The sequence below is a fragment of the Wolbachia endosymbiont (group A) of Clivina fossor genome (genome assembly GCF_964026865.1).
In the GTDB taxonomy this organism is placed as follows: Bacteria; Pseudomonadota; Alphaproteobacteria; order Rickettsiales; family Anaplasmataceae; genus Wolbachia.
Window position 1 is genome coordinate 1 of sequence record NZ_OZ034707.1, and the last position, 20,842, is coordinate 20,842.

Here is a 20,842-nt window from a genome sequence, read left to right on the forward strand (position 1 = left end):
GGAATCAGCAGAATAGAGAAGGAATTTGAGAGCTCAGACAAACGATACTTTTTTGTACCTTGTCCACATTGTGATCACTATCAGGTGCTGAAATGGCCACAAATAAAGTGGAAGGATAAAAATCCAAATACAGCCCACTACGTTTGCATAGAGTGTAGGGGAGAAATAAAAAATCATCAGAAAACAGAGATGCTAGCCCGTGGAAAATGGAGGCCTACTAATCCAATAAAAGGTGAAAAAAAAGGATTCCACCTTTCAAGCTTGTATAGCCCAGTTGGCTGGTATAGTTGGAAACAAGCAGTAGAAGATTACCTGCATGCGAAGGAAAATGAACAATTACTGAAAGTTTGGATAAATACAACACTCGGAGAAACCTGGGTAGATAAAGGAGAAGTACCAGACTGGAAGCAATTATTTGAGCGTCGAGAAAATTTTCCGATAGGTACGGTGCCGAGGGGCAAAGTGATATTGACGGCAGGGGTTGATGTACAAAAAGATCGTTTAGAGGCAGAAATTGTAGCATGGGGAAGAAACCGAGAAAGTTGGTCAATAGACTACCAGGTATTTGAAGGTGATACTGGAAGTGGAGAAGTATGGGAAAAACTTTCAGAGCTTTTGAATCATCATTTTATCGGTGAAAATGGTCTTGAATACATGATAAGTATGATGGCGGTAGATGCTGGGTATGCAACACAAGAGGTATACAACTGGGTAAGAGGTCACCAAGGCTCTGGAAGAGTGATGGCAGTAAAAGGAGCAAACAAAGCGCTAGTGCCGCTTAACAGCCCAAGTAGAGTTGATGTAACAGTTGGCGGACAAAAGCTAAAGAGAGGAATGAAGCTGTGGCCAGTTGGGGTATCGATATTAAAGTCCGAGCTTTTTCAGCTACTTAATGTTTTAAAAAACGGGCCGGGATATTGTCATTTTCCCGAATATCCACCTGAATATTTTAAGCAACTTACTGCAGAACAACTAATTACCAAGGTAGTAAAAGGGTATACCAAGCAAGAGTGGCAAAAGATAAGAGATCGAAATGAAGTACTAGATTGCCGAATTTACGCAAGAGCTGCGTCTATTGCCCTGGGGATTGATCGTTGGCCAGAGAGTAAATGGGAGAGTTTAGCAGGTGAAAAAGCTAAAAAGTCAAAAAGAGTGAGAAGAAGTCAATGGTTGAGTGAGAAAAGTTGATGTACAACCAAGAATATTTAACTCAAGTAGAAGAAGCGATAAGGAAGCTACAGAGCGGAGAGAGAGTGGTATCGATTGCGTATGGTGATCATGTGGTTAGGTATGGAGAAGTTCAGATAAAAGATCTATTGGATTTAAGACAACGAATTAAAGCTGAGCTAAAAGTTGCAGGTGTGAAGAGAAAGATTGTTATTTCAACGAATAAAGGGATCATATAATGATAAAAATCGTTGAAAGGAACACTATGACAAAAATTATAGGAAAAGAATATACAGAATTTTTAGAGCAGTTGAAAGAACATATTGCTACTAATCGTTACAAAGCAGCACTTGCGGTTAATAGTAAGCTTATTTTGCTCTATCATTATACTGGTACAGAAATCTTAAAACGGCAAAAAGAATATGGCTGGGGAGCGAAAGTTATTGAACAACTAAGTAAAGATTTGCGAGATGCTTTTCCTGATATGAAGGGGTTTAGCATTCAAAATCTAAAGTATATGAGAAGGTTTGCGGAAGAATATAGCGAAAACGAAATTCGTCAACAAGCTGTTGACCAATTACCTTGGGGTCACAATATCGTAATAATGTACGAAATTAAAAACAAAGAAGAAAGATTTTGGTATGCTAAAAAGTCGCGTGAACACGGCTGGTCTCGCAATATCTTGTCGATGCAAATTGAAACAAATTTGTATAAACGTGAAGGTAAAGCAATAACAAACTTTAGGAATAAGCTTACATCGCCTCAATCAGATTTAGCACAGCAAACGCTTAAAAATCCTTACGTATTTGATTTTTTGAGTCTTGGTAAAAAAGCGCATGAAAGGGAAGTAGAAAAAGCTCTTGTAGCTCACATAGAACGTTTCCTTTTAGAACTTGGTGAAGGGTTTGCATTTTTAGGAAGGCAGTACCATTTACAGGTTGAAAATAGAGATTTCTATTTGGATTTACTCTTTTACCACGTTAAGCTTCGTTGCTATATTGTAATTGAACTAAAAGCAGGGAAATTCAAGCCAGAATACACTGGAAAGATGAATTTTTACCTTTCAGCAGTTGATGATTTATTAAGACAGCCAGGTGATAATCCATCAATTGGTCTTATCCTCTATCGCTCTAAAGTTGGTGTTGTAGCCGAGTATGCATTACGTGACATGAACAAGCCAATAGGGTTAGCAGAGTATCAAATCACTGAAAATCTACCAGAAGAGGTAAAAACAGCTCTGCCAACAATAGAAGAATTAGAAGCTGAATTATCAAAAGTTTCAGACAAGGAAAAGTAATGCTACTCAAATCATTCAAACAATTATTCCACAAATCACCAAAGCCTAAAGGTTCAGCATGGGATGGAGCTGGATCTGGCAGAAGATTATTGCACTTTCAACCAGAGTCAGGAAGTATAAACAATTTGCTGTCTCAGAGCCTTGAACACCTGCGTAGTCGATCACGTGACATGGTAAGAAAGAACTCGTATGCGGCAAACATCATCGATACGATAGTAAGTAACTCTGTTGGGACAGGAATAAAGCCGCAATCAAAAGCCAAAGATGCAGAGTTTCGGAAAAAAGTGCAAGAATTATGGCTGAGATGGACAGATGAAGCAGACAGTAGCGGAGTGAGTGATTTTTATGGATTACAAGCTCTTGTATGTAGAAGCATGATAGAGGGAGGGGAATGTTTTGTAAGACTCCGAACAAGAAAACGAGAAGATGGTCTTTGTGTGCCGTTGCAACTGCAAGTACTTGAATCAGAGCATTTAGACAATAAGAGCAATCAAACCCTTGCCAACGGTAATGTAATTAGAAACGGGATTGAGTTCAATAGACTTGGGCAGAGAGAAGCGTATTACCTTTTTCGAGAGCACCCTGGTGAAGGATCATTTGGCGAATCAGTGAGAGTTCCAGCAAACGATGTTTTACATATCTATAGACCTCTGAGACCTGGGCAAATTCGAGGAGTACCGTGGCTCTCTACAGTACTTTTGAAGCTCTATGAACTTGATCAATACGATGATGCTGAACTCGTTAGAAAAAAAACAGCAGCAATGTTTGCAGGGTTTATCACCAGACTCGATCCAGAAGCAAACATCATGGGAGAAGGAGAGAGTAATGAACATGGAGTAGCGCTGTCAGGTTTAGAGCCAGGGACTATGCAACTTTTAGATCCAGGGGAAGATATCAAATTTTCAGAACCATCAGATGTTGGAGGAAGTTATGAAGCATTCATGAAACAGCAATTGAGGGCAATAGCAGTAGGTATGGGGATAACGTATGAGCAGCTAACAGGAGATCTTACCGGGGTCAATTATTCATCGATACGAGCAGGGTTAATAGAGTTTTGCCGGAGGTGTGCAATGTTACAGCATAACGTGGTAGTATTTCAATTTTGCCGGCCAGTATGGGATAGGTGGTTAGAATTAGCAATACTATCTGGAGAATTAGACATAAGTGAAAAAGGGGCAAAAGCGGCAAAAGAGGTAAAATGGATAGCACAAGGATTTGATTGGGTAGATCCACTAAAAGACCAGCAAGCACAGCAAATGGCAGTAAGGAATGGGTTTAAGAGCAGGTCAGAAGTAGTTTCAGAGCTAGGTTATGATATTGAAGAAATAGACCAAGAAATTGCTGAAGATCAAAGACGTGCTAGTGAACTGGGATTAAGTTTTGACTCGGACGTCAGTAGTTTTGATTCTAATACTGAAATAATATAAGTGAGCTGGCTCAATAAACCGATGATGATAGAGCAAAGAAGCTTTGATTTATTGTCATTACATGCAGAGAAGCACCCAACGTTTAAAAATATAAAACATGCAGTAAGAAATAATAAAAAGGGAATAAAAGTAATACCGATACATGGGATCTTGACGAAGAATGCAGAAGCTTTTGATGATGTGTTGGGGATGACATCATATGAGAAGATACGTGAAGAGATAGAAGAAGCTTTAATAGATGAAGAAGTAGAAACAATAATTTTGGACATAGACAGCCCCGGAGGAGAAGTAAACGGTTTATTCGACCTTTCCGATTTTATCTACAGTGCAAGGGAAAGTGGAAAAAAGAGGATAATAGCGATGGCAAATGATGATGCGTATTCTGCGGCGTATGCAATAGCGTCAAGTGCTGAGAAAGTATTTGTAAGCAGAACATCAGGAGTGGGAAGCATAGGGGTAATAGCAAGTCATATAGATCAAAGTGGGTTTGATGAAAAGCAAGGGGTAAAATATACCACAGTATTTGCTGGAAATCGAAAAAACGATTTAAATCCGCATGAGCCGATAACGTCTGAAAGTGTGGAAAGCTTACAAGAGGAAGTAGACCGCCTGTATGAGATGTTTGTCCAGCTCATAGCACGAAACAGAAATTTGTCCACGGAAAAAATCAAATCAACGGAAGCAGGGCTATATTTTGGCGAGAAAGCAATAGAGATAGGACTTGCTGATGGAATAACAACGTTTTCTGAATTTATAGATAATTATAGGAGAAATAATATGAGCAAAGTTGAGATAAAAGAACAAGCAATAGATATTGATGATCTAATTGAACAAGGAAGATGTTTAGGGTACGAAAGCTGCCGTAAAGAAGTATTATACCAAACTTCGTTATTGGGAAGACAAATAGAATATACGATAAATTCACTTAAACCTCCAGTTATAGGCGGAAAGCACTCTTTTTCATTTGTCTCATTATTATTGAGAATTGGTATTAGAGGTAATACGATTATGTAATTTATCAAAGATGCCAGAAAAGATAGGAGAATTTATCGAGCAGAATGTAAATGCCAAACAAGCGCAAGAGATATTAATGTCGATACTAGCAGAGAGAACAAAGAAGACAGAGATTTTGAGTACAATACCGCAAAGTACACCGGAAGACTTGATGATGCAGGTAGCAAAAAGTCGGAGCATTTGATACCGCGGTCTAACATACGCCGCGGTAAATAAGTGTTCAAAATGCGCCAGAATAGCCAATTATAGAGCAACATATCTTTTACCGCGGCGAATAGCGACTTTAAACACAGCGGAATAAACAAAGGAAAAAAAGGGGGAGAAATATGACAAGCATAACTGAAACAAATAATTTAGGCGATCTTCTAAAATATGAAGCGTCTAATCTATATTCAAGAGATCAAATAACAGTAGCAAAGGGGCAAAACCTAAAGCTTGGCATGGTTGTTGGTCGTGATAAAGATGATCTAATTAAAATTATAAATGCAACGGCTACAGATGGCACACAAACGGCGATAGGTGTAATAACAAATGATGTAAACGCAACGGAAACCACCAAAGCGGTAATCATTACACGTATAGCAATACTAGCAGATCATGCAGTTGTATGGCCAGCAAATATAACAGAAGAGCAAAAAGCTGCAGCAATAAAGTAACTTGAAGCACGGGGCGTTATTATCCGCAAAGGGGTCTAAACTCAACTTAAATTAGTAAGGAAAACAAGGGGGAAAAACATGCAAAATCCATTTACAAATCCGGCATTTAGTATGACAGCATTAACAAATGCAATGAACATATTGCCGATAAATTATGGCCGAACAGAAAATTTAAATTTATTTCCAAGTAGGTCAGTAAGATTTCGACATATTACGATAGAAGAACACCATGGAGTTTTAACTTTATTACCAACGCAATCACCAGGAGCACCAGCAACAGTGGGAAAACGAGGAAAACGGAAAATAAGAACTTTTACCATTCCACATATTCCGCATGATGATGTAGTATTGCCAGAGGAAGTACAGGGAATAAGGGCATTTGGGTCAGAAAGTGAACTTAAAGCGCTGGCAGATGTAATAACTGATCATTTGCAGCTAATGAGAAACAAACATGCGATAACGTTAGAACATTTGCGGATGGGAGCGCTGAAGGGAATCATTCTTGATGCTGATGGGTCAGAGTTATTAAATCTTTATAACGAATTTGAAATTACACCTAAAGTAGTAAATTTTGCACTGGGAACAGCAACAACCGATGTAAAGCGTAAGTGTCTGGAAGTATTGCGTCATGTTGAGGATAACTTAAGTGGTGAGTACATGACTGGGATTCATGCGCTGGTAAGTCCAGAGTTTTTTGATGCACTCACTTCTCATGCTAAAGTAAAAGAAGCATACGAGAGATGGCAAGAAGGAGCAGCATTAAGGAACGACATGAGGTCAGGATTTACGTTCTGTGGAATAACATTTGAGGAATATAGAGGACAAGCAACTGATCCTGAAGGAAACGTAAGAAGATTTATTGAAGGAAATACCGGCCATTGTTTTCCACTAGGAACAGCAAGCACATTTACGACATACTTTGCACCGGCGGACTTTAATGAGACGGTGAATACCCTAGGACAGCCATTATATGCAAAACAAGAGCCAAGAAGATTTGATAGAGGGACCGATTTACATACTCAGTCAAATCCTTTACCAATGTGCCATCGTCCAGGAACATTAATCAAAGTCGTTGCAGCATAACAATACAGGTAGAGCAACTATAAAAGTGGTGAGGCATGAGACTGCTCTACCTGTATGCCCCTTCTTAGCGTGCATGTAGAGATTAGTGCATAAAGGTAAAATATGCAAGGAAAAATAAAAAGATTATTTGCAGATTGTTTTGCACATCTAGGGCAGCAAGCGTTGTATGAATCAAAGGATAAGTCATACATGGTTCAGGTGCTGAAACAACAACCAGATAAATTATATGGAATTGGTGAAGGACAATTTGTCGGGGAGATGTTGATTTTGGAGGTGAGTGTCTTTGATATATTGCAGCCAGTAGTAGGAGATACTTTTTCCATAGGTAGTTGTAGATACAGAGTACACACACCGCCACTTAGGGACAATTCGGGAATGCTATGGAAAATTCAAGCGTTAGGGGTGTAAATGCGTATAAACATAGAAATCACCGGTAGCATAGATGCAGAGAAAGCGAAAGTGGAAAAAGCAGCGGTGAGGGCATTAAACAAAACAGCACTGTGGGTAAGATCGCAAACTGTTAAACAAGTTAGCGAAGAAAAACAAATACCAAAAAAAGCAATGAGAAAAAAGTTAAGTGTGGATAAAGCAAATAGAAAGCGTTTATGGTCGATAGTAAAGCTCAGTTCGCAGTGGATAGGAGTAGCAAAACTTGGGAGCATAAAACAGACAAAGATAGGAGCAAAGGTAGGAAGCCGTATGTATGAAGGAGCATTTATAGCAACAATGAAAAATGGTCATATAGGAATATTCAGAAGAAGGTATATGACACCGTTACCAATAGATGAAATTAAAGTAAACACGCAAGCTCGGGAAATAATGAAAGAGTTAGTTGATAATGAAGTAGAAAGAGTATTTGAGAAGTATTTTGATCAGCAAATGAGTTATACCAAATCTCATAAATAAGTAGGCAAATAACTCACAGAACAAATGGTTTTGATCGAACTTTCCGTAATATTACGAATGAATGCACATACAGTATCCTCCAATAAACTAACAGAGTCATATATTCTATTTTTAATGAGATTGTCTTTCAAATATTGCCATAAACGCTCTACTGGATTTAACTCTGGTGAATATGGAGGTAAATAGATTAAGGTAATATTTTGTGGTATTTTTAAACCTTTGGATCTATGCCATCCTGCACAATCCACAACAAGAAATGCCTCCCTTGTTCCTAAATATTGTGACATCTGCTCAAGGAATATATTCATACAATCAGTATTGACGTTTGGTACGAATAAGCTAGAACTCTCTCCATTTCTAGGATTAACTGCACTATAGAGATAAAAGTTTTGCCTACCTAATTTTACCTTAACCTGTGTCCTAATGCCTTTTTTAAACCACCCGTGTCCAATCTTTGAATGTGTGCCAAACCGCGACTCATCGAAGAAAAATAGCTCTTTTTCGGGATACGTGACAATAGTTTCATTAAGATTTTTTTTTAAACTCTTCTTGTTTATTTTTATCCTGTTTATTGTGCACAGGCCTTGGAGTAATATACGAAAAACCTAACTTTTGCATCAGTCTATGTGCTGTAGACTTACTTACCTCAATAGAAAACATTTTCTCAATTATGATTTTTAATTTCTTAGCCGTTAGGTTGGCTCCTTCTTCTGCTATGACATTTTTAATTTCTTCTTGCTGCTTGTAGCTCAACTTCGGCTTTACTCCACGTCCTGGTTGTATTTTAAACGCATTGACTCCTCCTTCCTTAAATCTTGTAATCCACTTCATCAATGTAGTTCTAGTAATTCGGTATATTTGAGCAACTTTTGTTATTCCATATTCTTTTGCAGATATTATTGCCTGTAATCTTCTTCCTATCTCTCCTCTTATGCCGTGCTTCTTTAATTCCAGGTTACACTTATTATATAATTCTTCTCCTATTGCTTTACTTTTTCCTGCCATAACTCCCCACTAATTCTTAAATTATTCTATTTTAGAAATTTTTCTTTATTCGTCTATTTATTTTTAGGAATTGGTATTATATGAAATAATGTTCTGGGGAAATTTACATGAGGCAATTTGTAATAAGCTCAGGGAAGAGATACCAGCGATACAGACATGTGAAGTGTATAGAGCGGTACGTCGGGAAATAGTAGCCCCAGCAGTGTTTGTAGAGCTTGTGAGTTTAGAACCAGGAAAAGATCCGGGAACAGAGGAATTGGCGCTGAAAGCAAGATTTGAGGCAAGAGTGATAGTTGATGGAACAGTCGAGAATTCCTCCTATGATTGTTGTCAATAAGAAATTTCATATTTTGTAAAATCTTTAAAAACCCGGTTGTCTTTAAGTATGTAGAAAATGTCTGTCAGAGATCGGTAGCTCTCAATTGCATAAAAGTCAATAATGATTTTTGTATTACTCAAAACATTTTCTGATGTAAAATTCAGCTCTAATGTAATTTTTTATTTATTACTGTACCATCTTATTCGATCAAAAGTTGTTTCATTGACAACAAAAATACTAATACTAAGTTTTTAATTAATATTTTTAAATTAATGTAGCTAATGAATATGTGCGTCTACATACACTTAAAGCACATATTCATTTGGCTTATAAAAACTAAGGTATCATATTTTCCCTTACAATTATTGTTCAATAAAAAATTCAAATTTTGTAAAATCTTCAAAAATCCAGTTCCTTTTCAGTGTATAGAAAATGGTTGTTAGAAATTTTCTAGCAGTTGCAATAATAGCCTTAGCAGAACCACGCTTCTTTTTCACATGCTCGTAAAAACTTTTCAGGTAAGGACTATATCGTATAGCGACCCAGGTACACTGTACTAAAGAAGTTCGTGCCATTTTTGGCCCATATTTGGTGATTCTTCCAATAGTACATTGCTGATTAGATTGAGAAACTGATGGTACAACTCCGAAATAAGCAGTGAGCTTTTCAGGATTGCTAAAATCATTAATATCGCCAATTGTCGTGATAAAAACTGCTACAGAAATTGCACCAATACCTTTAATACTGATAAGGTTATTAAATCCAGGAAGTTGCTTAGCAAAAGCAGTAATTTCTTCTTTAAGCTTCTTGAGATTTTCTCTAATAGCTTCCAGTTGATAGATAATTACTTCAATCTCTATCTTTTCTATATAATCCCAATTGTGTTTTTGAATAGAGCGTTCAAATCCAGCTTTAGTTGTCAGCGTTTCCTTCTTAATTTTTATCCCATGATAATTAAAAAGACCGTGCATTTTATTGATTAGAGATACTTGTGATTTCACTAACTGCTCTCTTGTTCGAAGAAGAGAAGCTAACTGCTGGCATTGTTTGCTTTTACATCTCGCTTCAGGCAACATATCCTTGCTTAGAAAGAAAGCAATAGCTCTTGCATCATGCCTGTCTGTCTTCTTTACAGAGCGGCGAATAACTTCAAATTGCCAGGGTGCAATTATCACTGCGCGCTTGACGTAAGATGACACTGCATCATAAAAGAAACAGCTATTACCTGTAGCTTCGAAAGCTATTTCATCTTCTGATTTAAGACCTTCAACGAAATTGTCCAAGTTCTGTAAGTGAAATGTGCGAATATATTCTTGCTTTCCTGTTTCTAAGTAGCAAACAGTAAAGCTATTAGTATGTAAATCAACACCTATGTAACGCATAAATTTTCCCTCTTATTGAATACTACAAAATATCAGAGTAGAATATTACCGGTTGGTCCAACCTCCTATACGCGGTCACCAAATTTTATGGGCCGCACGATGGTTTTCGGTGGCAGGGGCGGTTAATCTCGATAACGAGGTCTAATCCCATTATTGCATATAAAAGCAAAATAGGGCCTCATGAATCCTTTCAACCTGCCACCTATCCACTCTGAGAAGTTATTATCTTCTCATGCTTCCAGCCAAGCAATAACAATTCATATCATCTCGATAGTTGTGAGGTCACTGGCAGCAGAAGTAGCAAGAGTAGTAAATAAGAATACTTGGAACGTGGACAATGTTTCAGCAGGTGAATTTATATCAGCGGAAGTAGACAATTTTAGACCAGAATTAGATGCATATCTAGTGTGGCTGGTCGAATGGATCCACGAGCTACATACAGGTGAGTCGAGATGGTCTGAAATAGGTGTGATACCACATACCATAAATGTAGGAGATGTACATGTTATACCAATTCTCAATAATAATGAGACAAATGAAAAAGAGTGCTTTCCGCCTATAACTGGAGGTTTAAGTGAATTTATCGTATATTCTATTTGTCTTCCCAATAACGAAGTTTGGTATTAGAGCATAATTTTGCCATTGCAGAGCTAAATAGAAAGCTAGCGAACATTATTCGTATAGGTCTAGTTAAAGAAGTAGACTATGAAAAGGCAAGAGTGCGGGTAAAAGTAGGAGAATTTATAACCGATTGGCTTCCATGGGTAACGGCAAGAGCAGGAGAAGATATAAGTTGGTTTGCACCGAATATTGATGAGCAAGTTGTGATATTTTCACCACTTGGAGAGTTATCGTTAGGAGTTGTTTTAGCTGGGATATACCAACAAAAATACCCTGCTCCGGAAAGCAAAAAAGAGGTAGATTGTTTTTTATTTGAAGACGGGACAAAAATATCATATGACAAGAAAAACCATCATTTGGAAGTATCTGTAGTTGATAAGATTACTTTTAGGGTTGGAGAATCAAGTGTAAAGATTACCAAGGGTGGTATAAAACTCAATGCAAAGAGAATCGACCTTAATTAATAGAAGAGCTATAGTTTGTGTAGGAGATTATTGCAGTGGAATACCGGCACATGTTTGTATGAGTGGTAGTAACGACGTTTTTGTAAACGGTAGATCTGTGTGTCGAAAAGGTGATATTGTAACTCTGGGAGAGACGATAACACAAGGATCAAACAGCGTATTTGTGAATGGTATTGGGGTAACAAGAACAGGAGACTTGGTATCGTGTGGTTTTAAAGTGATAGGTGTTAGCAAAAATGTATTTGCAGAATGAGAGGCATGAATGCTAGCACGGGAAAGGAATTAGAAGGAATAGAACATTTGAAACAATCAATAATTGATATATTAACCACACCGATAGGATCACGTATTATGCGGAGAAATTATGGGTCACGACTATTTGAATTAGTGGATAAGCCAATCAATAGGGACTTTACGCTGGAAATTTATGCGGCAACAGCAGGAGCACTAGAAAAATGGGAAAAAAGATTCAAACTCGAAAAGGTAAAAATCACAGAGGTGAAAGAAGGGAAAGTCACTATTGCCCTGGAAGGGATATATACACCAAATGGAGAAAATATTCATTTTGAAGGAATTGTAGTATAAAGATGGAGCAGCCAAATATTATCGAACCACTGAACTTTGAAGAGATTTTTGCTCGGATGAAGGAAGAGTTAGTGAAGCATGATGCAAGTTTTACAGCATTAGTAGAAAGTGACCCAGCGATGAAGATTCTGGAGGTAGCAGCATGGCGAGAACTTTTGCTGAGAGAAAGAATAAACGAAGCAGTAAAAAGTAATTTACTTAAGTTTGCAATGGGAGAAGATCTTGATAATTTAGCTGAATTTTACGGAGTGGAAAGGGAGAACGGGGAAAATGATGAAAGTTTTAGGAAAAGAATCAAGGCAAAAATAGTTGGCTGGAGCACGGGAGGAAATTATCGGTTTCAAGCACTCTCAGCAGATAGTAGAGTAAAGGATGCGCTGGTTGAATCAAAAGTGCCAGGAAGTGTAGAGATCTCGATTTTATCCACGGAGTTATCCACAAATAGCATAGCGTCTGAAGAACTACTTGATATTGTAAGAAAGCGAGTCACCAGGGATGATATAAGGGTATTAACAGATACGATAACAGTAGTTGGTTGCAATATTATTGAAATAGATATCCACAGTAAAATTAGCATTAAAAGACCAGATATTATTGAAACGGTAAAGAAGAAATTTATCGAAAAATTTGAAACAACGAAAAGATTGGGATGGAAGGTGACAAGATCGTGGATTATAGCGAATTTATTCGTAGAAGGAGTAGAAAACGTAGAATTAATCGAGCCAAGAGAGGATGTTGTGGTACTGGGGAATGAATGTGCTTTCTTAAAAAGTTTAAATGTTGAGTTGAACTAATGCTATTACCGCCAAATGCAACAAAACAAGAAAAAGCACTGGTTGATGCAATCGATTACAAAGTTGATCCAAGCAGCGTAAAAGGATTTAAATTTAGCCCAGGGGAAAAAGTATTACCATGGATAATAGAGGAATATGGGTTAGAAGAGATTCTGCGTTGGGTAAAAGACAAAAGAAAAGCCGTAGAGGAAGGAATAAAATTTCAGCGTTTAAGAGGAACACCGGCGTCACTGAAAATAGCATTAAAATGGGCAAGTATAGAAGATATTACAATTATTGAAGAGCCACCCGGTAAACACTTTTTTGAATTACAGATAGGGATAAGAAACGTACCAAACGACTTCTTCGTAGATGCAGTAGTAGAATTAGCAAAGCTATCATTGCCAGCAAGATCGAGACTAATGAGGATTTTTAACGATAACGTTGATAGGTTTATTTTAGATGAAAGCTTTTTTGGCAGTTTGTTATCGGATTACTCAGGTGTAAAAATAGAAGAAGATGGCCCAGTGTTATCATTTGGAAGAGTGAATTTTTTCAGGTCTAATGGTCCATTAGTAGAGATTATAGATAGTTACTTGCGAGATCATTATGAACGAGCTTTGAGCAATGATATATACCGGCTAGATGTAGCAATCCTTGGAGAAACCGAGCCTCACACAAAGAATTATAACGGTATTTATGAAAGAAATCATGTGTGGTATAACTTCAAAGCACTATATCCGCTACCACAGAGCTTATTACCAGCAATTAAGTTTGCAAAGGCGCAGATAGTATTATCAGATAGTTGGAATTTAGGAGAAGTAAATGCTTGTTTTCCAGTAAGTAGTATAGAAGAGAGGGGAAAAAGGTTTTTACTAGGAAGTGATAAGCTATCTGAACAACTGTGGAATTTAAAATACCAGCCAATTTTAGAAAGATTTTTTGCCGTTCACCACTATCAAGTAAAGAATTTCTCTACCCCCAAAATAATAAGATTTAGCGTAACAGAACACTACATTCATTTTGAAAGCGAATTAAATTCAGAGCAAAAGGATTCAATACAGGAGTTAGAAAATTACATTTTGGTGTTTTACCCAGGTTCTCTAATTGCATGAAAGTCAATAATAATTTTTTGTATCATGAAAAATATTTTTTGATGTAAAACTCAGGTCTGATACAACCTTTTATTTACTATCGTATTATCTTATTCAATCAAAAGGGGTTTTATTGGCAATCAAAACACCAGCACTAAATTTCTAATTAATCTCTTTTAAATTATGCAGCCAATGAATATGTGGATAAATACGCCACACACATTTAAAGTATTTATCCACATATTCATTAAGCTTATAAAAACTAAGGTATCATTCTTTCCCTCCATAGTCTTAATATAAGTTAAAATAGCATGCTTCCATGGTTCTCTCCGCGGTCTGATATGGCTAATTTGTATTTTAGCCAAGCCGCACTATACTTGTTAGGCGGAAGTGGACGGCAACATGTGTCTTACGAAGTCTATGCTTCAACCTAGGATCTTGCTTATCCCTTCCATCGGCATTGCTATCTTTACTTTACATCAAATTATCTACTTTTTGCATTTATTGATAACAGAATTCTGTTTTACTAACCAACATCCTATGCATAATTACAGACAACTTCCGCGCTACGGCAACAATTGCTTTCTTCATACCCTTCTTTTTTGCAAGCCTCAATCCCCAGCTTCTCAATTTAAATTTCCTTTTACATTTTACCAGTAAGACTTGTGCTGCTTCGTACAACACATTCCTACATTCTACTGGTCCCATTTTTGATATACTTCCATGCCGATCAATCTCTCCAGAAGCGTACTGTCTTGGGCTCAATCCCATATAGGCTCCAACTGCATAAGATGTTTCAAACCTATATGCATCATCTATCGCAGCTTTGTATGTCATTGCTACTATAATACCAACTCCTGGAACAGTAGTTAATAATTTACAATCCTCATCTTTTTTACCTTGCTCTGAGAGCATTTTGTCAAGTTTTCTTATCGATTCTTCTATTGTTTCTAAGCTATGTACTAATGCTTCAATTGAGTTCTTGCTAATTTCATCTAGCTCATTAATTATTTCTTGCACTTTTAAAATGAAACTTGTAGATCTGGCACGCTGATCAATTTTTATCCCGTATATTTTTAATAATCCTCTTATTGTTCCCTCAATTTTCTCTCTGCTACGTGTTAATTGTCTTCTGCTTCCAAGCATTATTTTAATCTGACAAGCTTCATCTGACTTTACTAATACCTCTTTAAATAGCCCAACTCTCATCATTTGTGCTATACCTCTTGCATCATTTTTATCATTCTTATTGATTCTTGCAGACAATGCTGCTGCCATATGCCTTGCATCTACACAAGTTACTGGCAATCCAAATCTCCTCAATTCTTTGCACATTGATATTGATAGTTGTCCACTTTCTATCCCTATTGCTTCATATTTTTTGCTTTGACTAAGCAAATACTCCGCTATTGTACTGCTTTCACTTACAATAACTTCTTCTTTAACAATTTTTCCTTTCTCATCAACGATACTGATAAAAGTTTCCTTGAGTGAGACATCTAATCCACTATAATATTTCATAAGACTGCTCCTACTGTAAAAGTTTAAATTATTTTTGAAGAACTAATTCTATTGAACTTGTTACTTCGTGCTAAAATAATGGAGTATGTCTCTCCATCATTCAATAGCAATTACAGTATGTGTACTAACGTGGCATGAACATCGACATTTAAACAGAAGTTGGGAAGAAAAACAGGTCATATGTTTAATGAGTTAAATACATATATTTATATCTTCATATACTACATTAACATTCGGTAAAAATGTGTGTTTTTTAAAAAAAAGAAGTTGCTTTTCCATGCCAAAACAGCTATAAATTAAGTAGGTGTAGGTAAACAAAAAAAATTTACCAAGCGCTGAAATGAGCCAAAACAGGCAATTTTATAGAGCATTTATAGTGAGGTAGTCATGATAAAGTTAAAAGAAGAAACAAAAAACGCTTTTTATAATTTATTGAAAGCAATATCAGTAAACGAGTTTCAACAAATAAATGAGAAAGACACAGATGGTTGTACGATATTGCACCGTGCAGCACAAGTGTCAGAGCCAGAAATAGTAGAGCTATTAATAAAAAAAGGAGCAAACGTTAACGAGAGAAATAATAGAAATGAAACGCCGTTGCACCTAGCAGCGTTTTTAGGAAGAAGAAAAAATGTGAAAGTGCTGATAGAAGAAGGAGCTACAGTAAATGCAAAATCAAACAATAAAGCAGTACCACTACACTTAGCCTGTTTAGCAAGAAGAATAGGAACAATAGAAGAGCTGATAAATGCAGGAGGAGATATGGATGCAATAGATAGGTTTGAATGCAGTCCTCTAAACTATGCAAAAATTTATCCGAAGGTGACGAGTTATCTAGAAAAGAAGGGAGTGAATATGAGAGATGTAGAAGTGATGTATGGAGAAGCAAACAAGGCAATAGAGGAGGTAATGGAGTTGAAGAAGTAAAAAATTAATATTATTGGAAAAAGCAAAAGAAGGTAAATTTAATATATTAGGTATATAGATTTATATCTTAATATAATATGCGGAAAAAATGTGTATATTTTGTAAAAAAAACTTGCTTTTTATGCCAAAACAGCCCTAAGTGAAAAAGTAGCTAGTAAACAAACAAGATTTGCTAAGCGCTAAAGTGAGCCAAATTGGAGGCACTTTATATTACATTAATAGCTGAGGAAAGTTATGGTAAAATTTAGTAAGAAAGAAAGAGAAGAATTTAATAAGTCGTGGAAAGAAGTATTAGATAACTCGATAGAAAATATTAATAAAAAAGACACAAAAGGGAGGACGATGTTGCATTACGCGGTGGGAATGCCAGATCCAAAAAAAGTGAGGTTATTAATCCAAAAAGGAGCAGATGTAAATGTGGCGGATGCAGGACAATATAGACCATTGCACTTAGCAGTCATGGGGCAACGTCTAGAAAATACAAAGGAGCTGATAAAGGCAGGAGCTGATATAAACGCAGTGGCAAATTTGCTCCGTTGCACCTTGCATGCATGGTAGCAGAGATAGAAATAGTAGAAGAACTAGTAAAAGCGGGAGCGAATGTAGAGCAAATCGCAAATAAACAGGGGGAATTTCTAGAAAAACTAGTGGTTGTATCGGAAAGTACGGTAGCAGGTGTGATAATGGCAAAGGAAGAGTTGAAAAATATGGATGAGGAAGTTAAAGACGGAGAGCTGTAGCTGAAGAAAAGTGGTATGAGAGTTATGGAAAAAAAGGAAAAAATAGAGAAGAAAGTAAAGAATTTAGGAGAGAAACCATTAGTAGAACTGAGGAAAATATGGAAAGAGGTATTTGAGGAAGAGGCACCTAGATACTCAAAGAAATACCTGATACCAAGATTGGCGTATAAAATACAGGAGAAAACATATGGAGAAATATCAAGAAAAGGAGCAAAAAGACTAGAATACCTGGCAGATCGACTAGAGAAGGGAAAAAGGATAAGTAGCGATAAACTACCAGTAGAGGGGACAGAGTTGATATTAGAGAGAGGGGAAGAAGTTCACGTTGTAATGGTAACAAATACAGGTTTGATCTACCGAGAAGAGTTTTATACGTCATTATCAGCGGTAGCCGGAAAAATAATGGGAATGAGCTACAACGGACCTTTATTGTTTGGCATGCGTGAAAAGGAGAGAAAAAGTGTGTGAAGAAATAAGATGTGCGATATATACAAGAAAATCAAATGAGGATGGATTAGAACAAAAGTTTAATAGCTTGGATGCACAGCGAGTAGCATGTGAAAAATATATAAAAAGCCGAGAAGGATGGGTAGCATTGGCAAAAAGGTACGATGATGGAGGATATTCAGGGAAAAATTTAGAAAGACCAGCGATAAAGGAATTATTAAAGAATATAGCAGCAGGAGAAATAGATTGCGTAGTGGTATATACGCTAGATAGGTTATCAAGAGAGACAAAAGACGGCATAGAAGTGACATCATTTTTTAGGAGGCACCGAGTAAACTTTGTAGCAATAACACAGATATTTGACAATAATACGCCAATGGGAAAATTCGTACAAACGGTATTATCAGGAGCAGCACAATTAGAAAGAGAGATGGTAGTAGAGAGAGTAAAAAATAAAATAGCAACATCGAAAGAACAAGGGTTATGGATGGGAGGAAATCTGCCGCTAGGGTACGATGCAAAAGAAAAGGAATTAATAATAAATGAAAAAGAAGCAAAAGTAATAAAACATATCTATGAAAGATATATGGAACTGAAATCAATGGCAGAACTAGCAAGGGAGTTAAATAGAGAAGGATACCGAACGAAGAAGTTTGAGGCAAAATCAGGAAAGGTGTATGGAGGAGAAATCTTTAAAAAAGCGACGGTAAGAAGAATAATAACAAATCCAACGTATATGGGAAAAATCAAGCATTATGAGAAGCAATATGAGGGAAAGCATGAGGCAATAATAGAGGAAGAAAAATGGCAAAAAGCGCAAGAATTGATAAAGAATCAGCCATATCGAAAAGTAAAATATGAGGAAGCATTGCTAAAGGGAATAATAAAGTGCAAGAGCTGTAATGCAAATATGACGCTGACGTACGCAAAAAAAGAGAATAAAAGGTATAGATATTACGTGTGCAACAATCATTTAGTTGGAAAAAGCTGTGCGTCAAAGAGTCGGAATATAGTAGCAGGAGAAGTGGAAAAAGAAGTAATGAAGAGAGCAGAGCACCTATACAAAAATTGGCAAGAAAAAGCGGAAGAGTGGAAAAATTTAAGTTTTGGAAAACAGAAAGAAGTGGTGAAAAAACTAATAAAGGGAGTAATGGTAAAAGAAGATGGAATAGAGGTACATTCTGAGTCAGAGAGGACATTTATAGCAATGAATTTAAAGAAGAAAGGAAATAAATGCACGGTAATAGAACCAGAAGGGAAAACGAATAATGCGCTACTGAAAGCAGTGGTAAGGGCTCATCTGTGGAAACGTCAACTGGAGGCAGGAAAATATAGAAGTGTGAAGGAGCTGAGCACTAAAATTAAGATAAGCATGAGAAGAATACAGCAAATCTTGAGGTTAAATTATCTGGCTCCAAAGATTAAGGAAGACATAGTAAATGGGAGGCAACCAAGTGGTTTGAGGTTAGTTGATTTAAGAGAAATACCGATGCTGTGGAGTGAACAGTTGGAGAAATTCTACGGTTAAATTACGCACATTAAATACAACAAATTTTAATAGAGATTATGAAAAAGATAGGGAAAGCTATTGCTAAAAAATTCAAAAATTGGAATGATAGATTTACCACTACTTCCAAAGAAACTGAGATACAAGAGCCAAGTATTTCTAGCAGCACAACAAGAGAAGAAGGCAAAAAACTTTCAGAAGAAGTTCTTAATAAAGAAGTAACCATAAAGCAGCAGGTTGTAACAGGCAAAAGTGTGCCGGCTGAAGAGGAAGTGCATGGAGTATGTGATGTAGAGCATAAATCTGTAATTGATACTGATATTAAATTATATAATATAAATAGTGAAGATCTTCAACCTATAAGTGAAAGCAGCGAAGAAGCGCAAATAGAAACTACTGTAGAGCCAAATGTTCCTGACAGCCCCTCTTCTGCTGCATGTTTTGATAGTACTGTAGACGAAAAATCATCAAAAAAGGCAATTCAACCAATTGTAGCTGGTGTTGTTGGTGCGGCATTGCTAGTTAGCAGTATTGTGGCTTATATATTGAAAATGTACGCCATAGCGGTAGTTGGCGGGATAGTTGGATTAGCTTGTGTAAGTTTTGCGCTGTACAATATCATAAATCCCAACACCAAGCTCGAGAAAGTAAAAAGTGTGGAGCAGCCTATCTTCTTTGAATCCAACATAAAAGGACATGCTCAAAAAACGTCAAGCAAATTTCAAATAAGCTAACTTCTTTAGAAGAATCTATAAGTTATTAAACTTTCTGCAATTCTTTTATCTCACTTATAGAAAGACCAGTAAACTTGACAATAGTGTCAACATCAACATTATTAGCCAGCATTGTTTTTGCTACTTCAATTTTTCCTTCAATTTTTCCTTCCTCTTTACCAATTTTTTTGCCTTTTTCAGTAGCATCATCGAGTCTTTGAGCGAGTACAGCCTGTTCATCAAGAATACGTTTTATTTCCTGCTCGTAGGCAATAAATTCTTTCTCTGACCAGTTAAATCTATTTAGCTCTTCATAGGCTTTTTTGATTATAAAATCACTCCCTATTATTTTTTCCAGCTCCTCTTCACTGGTTTCCTCTGCATACCTAAAGAAATAAGCCCACTTTTCTACTATATTCTCCAATTGATCTTCCTTATTCTTTGGAAATTTTGGCAATTCAATAAATATAAAATAAAAATCTTTTAAATCGTGTTCATTAGTGTCTTCATCTCGAATAGTATGCTTTGACTTGTACTCAGATTTATTAGGAAACAGTACACAATCTGCTATAGCAATGAAGATAATTTCCTTAAGGTCATGGTATTGATCACCCTTGTCAGCTTGTCTTGAATAAGCTTTAGCAGCATAGTACTGAGCACGTTTCTCGAAGCCTTTAGTTTTAGCGACCTGCATTTCGACTATTACTTGCAGTCCATTTTCATCTCTACAGAGGACATCAACAATACTTTGCTTTTTAGCAGCAATATCAGGGTCTTGAATAGTACTTAAAAACTCTATATCCTTTATTTCATTTTTACCAGTGAAGCCAAGGATATCATTGAGAAAGTGAATAAGAATATCCTTATTTTTTTCAGTACCAAAGATACGCTTGAACGATATATCATTTTTGGGATCAAGAAACTTAGAAAAAGTCATAAGAAATTAACCTAAAAAGCATTAATGATTATACACAATTCTGAAGAAATGTTCAACCTTTTTATGCTAAAGTCTATTAAAGTTAGCTGAATTTCAAGAGTTGGCAAATTGAGGTAGGTGTTCATATTAATATAGGCGACTGGCCTACAAAATCTTAAAGTTAGTGGCATTCTTGAAAAACCATAAACGTCAAGATAATTTCTTTAGAAAGATTTTCAAATTATTAAGATTATTGCTAAATATTTAAAATAACTCTT

24 protein-coding genes and 3 pseudogenes are annotated in these 20,842 nt (G+C 36.5%); 23 read left to right on the plus strand and 4 right to left on the minus strand.

Going from position 1 to position 20,842, the window contains the following annotated elements; all coding sequences use genetic code 11:
* The 10 genes and pseudogenes from AAGD99_RS00005 to AAGD99_RS00050 form a co-directional block, all read left to right on the plus strand.
* The coding region (locus AAGD99_RS00005) for a terminase gpA endonuclease subunit (protein WP_341822204.1) at positions 1-1,188 on the plus strand (1,188 nt) is incomplete at its 5' end.
* A complete protein-coding gene (locus AAGD99_RS00010; protein WP_341822205.1) occupies positions 1,188-1,406 on the plus strand; it encodes a gpW family head-tail joining protein in 219 nt (72 codons plus the stop codon). The genes AAGD99_RS00005 and AAGD99_RS00010, both read left to right, overlap by 1 nt.
* Before the next feature lie 26 nt (positions 1,407-1,432).
* A complete protein-coding gene (locus tag AAGD99_RS00015) occupies positions 1,433-2,464 on the plus strand; it encodes a YhcG family protein (RefSeq protein WP_341822206.1) in 1,032 nt (343 codons plus the stop codon).
* The gene (locus AAGD99_RS00020) at positions 2,464-3,891 is read left to right on the plus strand and encodes a phage portal protein (RefSeq protein WP_341822208.1); all 1,428 of its coding nucleotides are present in this window, start codon (positions 2,464-2,466) and stop codon (positions 3,889-3,891) included. Before AAGD99_RS00015 ends, AAGD99_RS00020 begins: the two co-directional genes overlap by 1 nt.
* 21 nt (positions 3,892-3,912) lie before the next feature.
* Positions 3,913-4,905: a S49 family peptidase gene (locus tag AAGD99_RS00025; protein WP_341823178.1), complete on the plus strand. Its 993-nt coding sequence runs from the start codon at positions 3,913-3,915 to the stop codon at positions 4,903-4,905.
* Positions 4,880-5,089: pseudogene (locus AAGD99_RS00030) on the plus strand (S49 family peptidase); the annotation flags it as partial. The gene AAGD99_RS00025 and the pseudogene AAGD99_RS00030, both read left to right, overlap by 26 nt.
* 142 nt (positions 5,090-5,231) lie before the next feature.
* On the plus strand, positions 5,232-5,561 hold the full coding sequence (locus AAGD99_RS00035; protein ID WP_341822210.1) for a head decoration protein: 330 nt from the start codon (positions 5,232-5,234) through the stop codon (positions 5,559-5,561).
* Positions 5,562-5,639: 78 nt separating this feature from the next.
* On the plus strand, positions 5,640-6,644 hold the full coding sequence (locus AAGD99_RS00040; protein ID WP_341822211.1) for a major capsid protein: 1,005 nt from the start codon (positions 5,640-5,642) through the stop codon (positions 6,642-6,644).
* A 102-nt stretch (positions 6,645-6,746) separates the two neighbouring features.
* Entirely contained in the window at positions 6,747-7,052 is a 306-nt protein-coding gene (locus AAGD99_RS00045) for a hypothetical protein (protein ID WP_341822212.1), read from the plus strand.
* Positions 7,053-7,550, plus strand: a complete 498-nt coding sequence (locus tag AAGD99_RS00050) for a phage tail protein (protein WP_341822213.1) — start codon at positions 7,053-7,055, stop codon at positions 7,548-7,550.
* Here the strand turns inward: AAGD99_RS00050 and AAGD99_RS00055 are convergent.
* Positions 7,541-8,555 (minus strand): IS630 family transposase gene (locus tag AAGD99_RS00055; protein ID WP_341822214.1). Its coding sequence is split into 2 segments (ribosomal slippage): positions 7,541-8,089 and positions 8,091-8,555, totalling 1,014 coding nucleotides; the frame shifts between segments, so codons are not numbered across the junction. The two genes, AAGD99_RS00050 and AAGD99_RS00055, sit on opposite strands and share 10 nt — an antisense overlap.
* 88 nt (positions 8,556-8,643) lie before the next feature.
* Here AAGD99_RS00055 and AAGD99_RS00060 point away from each other — a divergent pair.
* A pseudogene (locus AAGD99_RS00060) lies at positions 8,644-8,871 on the plus strand (hypothetical protein); the annotation flags it as partial.
* A gap of 365 nt (positions 8,872-9,236) precedes the next feature.
* Here AAGD99_RS00060 and AAGD99_RS00065 read toward each other — a convergent pair.
* Positions 9,237-10,256, minus strand: coding sequence for an IS110 family transposase (locus tag AAGD99_RS00065; RefSeq protein ID WP_341822215.1), 1,020 nt, complete (start codon positions 10,254-10,256; stop codon positions 9,237-9,239).
* 267 nt (positions 10,257-10,523) lie between these two features.
* On the opposite strand from AAGD99_RS00065, the pseudogene AAGD99_RS00070 reads away from it, so the two are divergent.
* The 6 genes and pseudogenes from AAGD99_RS00070 to AAGD99_RS00095 form a co-directional block, all read left to right on the plus strand.
* Positions 10,524-10,763, plus strand: a pseudogene (locus tag AAGD99_RS00070) (hypothetical protein); the annotation flags it as partial.
* 110 nt (positions 10,764-10,873) lie between these two features.
* Positions 10,874-11,341, plus strand: coding sequence for a phage baseplate assembly protein V (locus AAGD99_RS00075; RefSeq protein ID WP_341822216.1), 468 nt, complete (start codon positions 10,874-10,876; stop codon positions 11,339-11,341).
* Positions 11,316-11,594, plus strand: coding sequence for a PAAR domain-containing protein (locus AAGD99_RS00080; RefSeq protein ID WP_341822217.1), 279 nt, complete (start codon positions 11,316-11,318; stop codon positions 11,592-11,594). Before AAGD99_RS00075 ends, AAGD99_RS00080 begins: the two co-directional genes overlap by 26 nt.
* Positions 11,591-11,926, plus strand: coding sequence for a GPW/gp25 family protein (locus AAGD99_RS00085; RefSeq protein ID WP_341822218.1), 336 nt, complete (start codon positions 11,591-11,593; stop codon positions 11,924-11,926). Before AAGD99_RS00080 ends, AAGD99_RS00085 begins: the two co-directional genes overlap by 4 nt.
* Positions 11,927-11,928: 2 nt before the next feature.
* On the plus strand, positions 11,929-12,720 hold the full coding sequence (locus AAGD99_RS00090; protein WP_341822219.1) for a baseplate J/gp47 family protein: 792 nt from the start codon (positions 11,929-11,931) through the stop codon (positions 12,718-12,720).
* Positions 12,720-13,814 (plus strand): phage tail protein, encoded by a 1,095-nt coding sequence (locus AAGD99_RS00095; RefSeq protein WP_341822221.1) that lies wholly within the window; start codon positions 12,720-12,722, stop codon positions 13,812-13,814. Before AAGD99_RS00090 ends, AAGD99_RS00095 begins: the two co-directional genes overlap by 1 nt.
* 480 nt (positions 13,815-14,294) lie before the next feature.
* Here the strand turns inward: AAGD99_RS00095 and AAGD99_RS00100 are convergent, their stop codons facing one another.
* Positions 14,295-15,314 carry an IS110 family transposase gene (locus AAGD99_RS00100; protein ID WP_341822222.1) on the minus strand — a complete coding sequence of 340 codons (1,020 nt, stop codon included), beginning with the start codon at positions 15,312-15,314 and terminating at the stop codon, positions 14,295-14,297.
* A 387-nt stretch (positions 15,315-15,701) separates the two neighbouring features.
* On the opposite strand from AAGD99_RS00100, the gene AAGD99_RS00105 reads away from it, so the two are divergent.
* The 6 genes from AAGD99_RS00105 (at position 15,702) to AAGD99_RS00125 (ending at position 19,669) form a co-directional block, all read left to right on the plus strand.
* Positions 15,702-16,241, plus strand: a complete 540-nt coding sequence (locus AAGD99_RS00105; protein ID WP_341822223.1) for an ankyrin repeat domain-containing protein — start codon at positions 15,702-15,704, stop codon at positions 16,239-16,241.
* A gap of 234 nt (positions 16,242-16,475) precedes the next feature.
* Complete coding sequence (locus tag AAGD99_RS08945) at positions 16,476-16,799, plus strand: ankyrin repeat domain-containing protein (protein ID WP_410529917.1); 324 nt, start codon at positions 16,476-16,478, stop codon at positions 16,797-16,799.
* Positions 16,793-16,981 carry a hypothetical protein gene (locus AAGD99_RS08950; RefSeq protein ID WP_410529918.1) on the plus strand — a complete coding sequence of 63 codons (189 nt, stop codon included), beginning with the start codon at positions 16,793-16,795 and terminating at the stop codon, positions 16,979-16,981. The genes AAGD99_RS08945 and AAGD99_RS08950 overlap by 7 nt, the downstream gene beginning before the upstream one ends.
* Before the next feature lie 24 nt (positions 16,982-17,005).
* Positions 17,006-17,449 (plus strand): DUF2924 domain-containing protein, encoded by a 444-nt coding sequence (locus AAGD99_RS00115; RefSeq protein ID WP_341822224.1) that lies wholly within the window; start codon positions 17,006-17,008, stop codon positions 17,447-17,449.
* Entirely contained in the window at positions 17,442-18,956 is a 1,515-nt protein-coding gene (locus AAGD99_RS00120) for a recombinase family protein (RefSeq protein ID WP_341822225.1), read from the plus strand. Before AAGD99_RS00115 ends, AAGD99_RS00120 begins: the two co-directional genes overlap by 8 nt.
* 38 nt (positions 18,957-18,994) lie before the next feature.
* Positions 18,995-19,669 carry a hypothetical protein gene (locus AAGD99_RS00125; RefSeq protein WP_341822226.1) on the plus strand — a complete coding sequence of 225 codons (675 nt, stop codon included), beginning with the start codon at positions 18,995-18,997 and terminating at the stop codon, positions 19,667-19,669.
* A 25-nt stretch (positions 19,670-19,694) separates the two neighbouring features.
* Here AAGD99_RS00125 and AAGD99_RS00130 read toward each other — a convergent pair whose 3' ends face one another.
* The gene (locus AAGD99_RS00130) at positions 19,695-20,585 is read right to left on the minus strand and encodes an Rpn family recombination-promoting nuclease/putative transposase (RefSeq protein WP_341822227.1); all 891 of its coding nucleotides are present in this window, start codon (positions 20,583-20,585) and stop codon (positions 19,695-19,697) included.
* Positions 20,586-20,842 lie beyond the last annotated feature (257 nt).

Coding starts and splice junctions, on each gene's coding strand:
- AAGD99_RS00080 (WP_341822217.1), top strand. CDS start 11,316: ATGCAAAGAGAATCGACCTTAATTAATAGAAGAGCTATAGTTTGTGTA.
- AAGD99_RS08945 (WP_410529917.1), top strand. CDS start 16,476: ATGGTAAAATTTAGTAAGAAAGAAAGAGAAGAATTTAATAAGTCGTGG.
- AAGD99_RS00095 (WP_341822221.1), top strand. CDS start 12,720: ATGCTATTACCGCCAAATGCAACAAAACAAGAAAAAGCACTGGTTGAT.
- AAGD99_RS00115 (WP_341822224.1), top strand. CDS start 17,006: ATGGAAAAAAAGGAAAAAATAGAGAAGAAAGTAAAGAATTTAGGAGAG.
- AAGD99_RS08950 (WP_410529918.1), top strand. CDS start 16,793: ATGGTAGCAGAGATAGAAATAGTAGAAGAACTAGTAAAAGCGGGAGCG.
- AAGD99_RS00035 (WP_341822210.1), top strand. CDS start 5,232: ATGACAAGCATAACTGAAACAAATAATTTAGGCGATCTTCTAAAATAT.
- AAGD99_RS00045 (WP_341822212.1), top strand. CDS start 6,747: ATGCAAGGAAAAATAAAAAGATTATTTGCAGATTGTTTTGCACATCTA.
- AAGD99_RS00125 (WP_341822226.1), top strand. CDS start 18,995: ATGAAAAAGATAGGGAAAGCTATTGCTAAAAAATTCAAAAATTGGAAT.
- AAGD99_RS00130 (WP_341822227.1), bottom strand. CDS start 20,585: ATGACTTTTTCTAAGTTTCTTGATCCCAAAAATGATATATCGTTCAAG.
- AAGD99_RS00065 (WP_341822215.1), bottom strand. CDS start 10,256: ATGCGTTACATAGGTGTTGATTTACATACTAATAGCTTTACTGTTTGC.
- AAGD99_RS00010 (WP_341822205.1), top strand. CDS start 1,188: ATGTACAACCAAGAATATTTAACTCAAGTAGAAGAAGCGATAAGGAAG.
- AAGD99_RS00100 (WP_341822222.1), bottom strand. CDS start 15,314: ATGAAATATTATAGTGGATTAGATGTCTCACTCAAGGAAACTTTTATC.
- AAGD99_RS00040 (WP_341822211.1), top strand. CDS start 5,640: ATGCAAAATCCATTTACAAATCCGGCATTTAGTATGACAGCATTAACA.
- AAGD99_RS00090 (WP_341822219.1), top strand. CDS start 11,929: ATGGAGCAGCCAAATATTATCGAACCACTGAACTTTGAAGAGATTTTT.
- AAGD99_RS00025 (WP_341823178.1), top strand. CDS start 3,913: ATGATGATAGAGCAAAGAAGCTTTGATTTATTGTCATTACATGCAGAG.
- AAGD99_RS00085 (WP_341822218.1), top strand. CDS start 11,591: ATGAGAGGCATGAATGCTAGCACGGGAAAGGAATTAGAAGGAATAGAA.
- AAGD99_RS00050 (WP_341822213.1), top strand. CDS start 7,053: ATGCGTATAAACATAGAAATCACCGGTAGCATAGATGCAGAGAAAGCG.
- AAGD99_RS00015 (WP_341822206.1), top strand. CDS start 1,433: ATGACAAAAATTATAGGAAAAGAATATACAGAATTTTTAGAGCAGTTG.
- AAGD99_RS00105 (WP_341822223.1), top strand. CDS start 15,702: ATGATAAAGTTAAAAGAAGAAACAAAAAACGCTTTTTATAATTTATTG.
- AAGD99_RS00020 (WP_341822208.1), top strand. CDS start 2,464: ATGCTACTCAAATCATTCAAACAATTATTCCACAAATCACCAAAGCCT.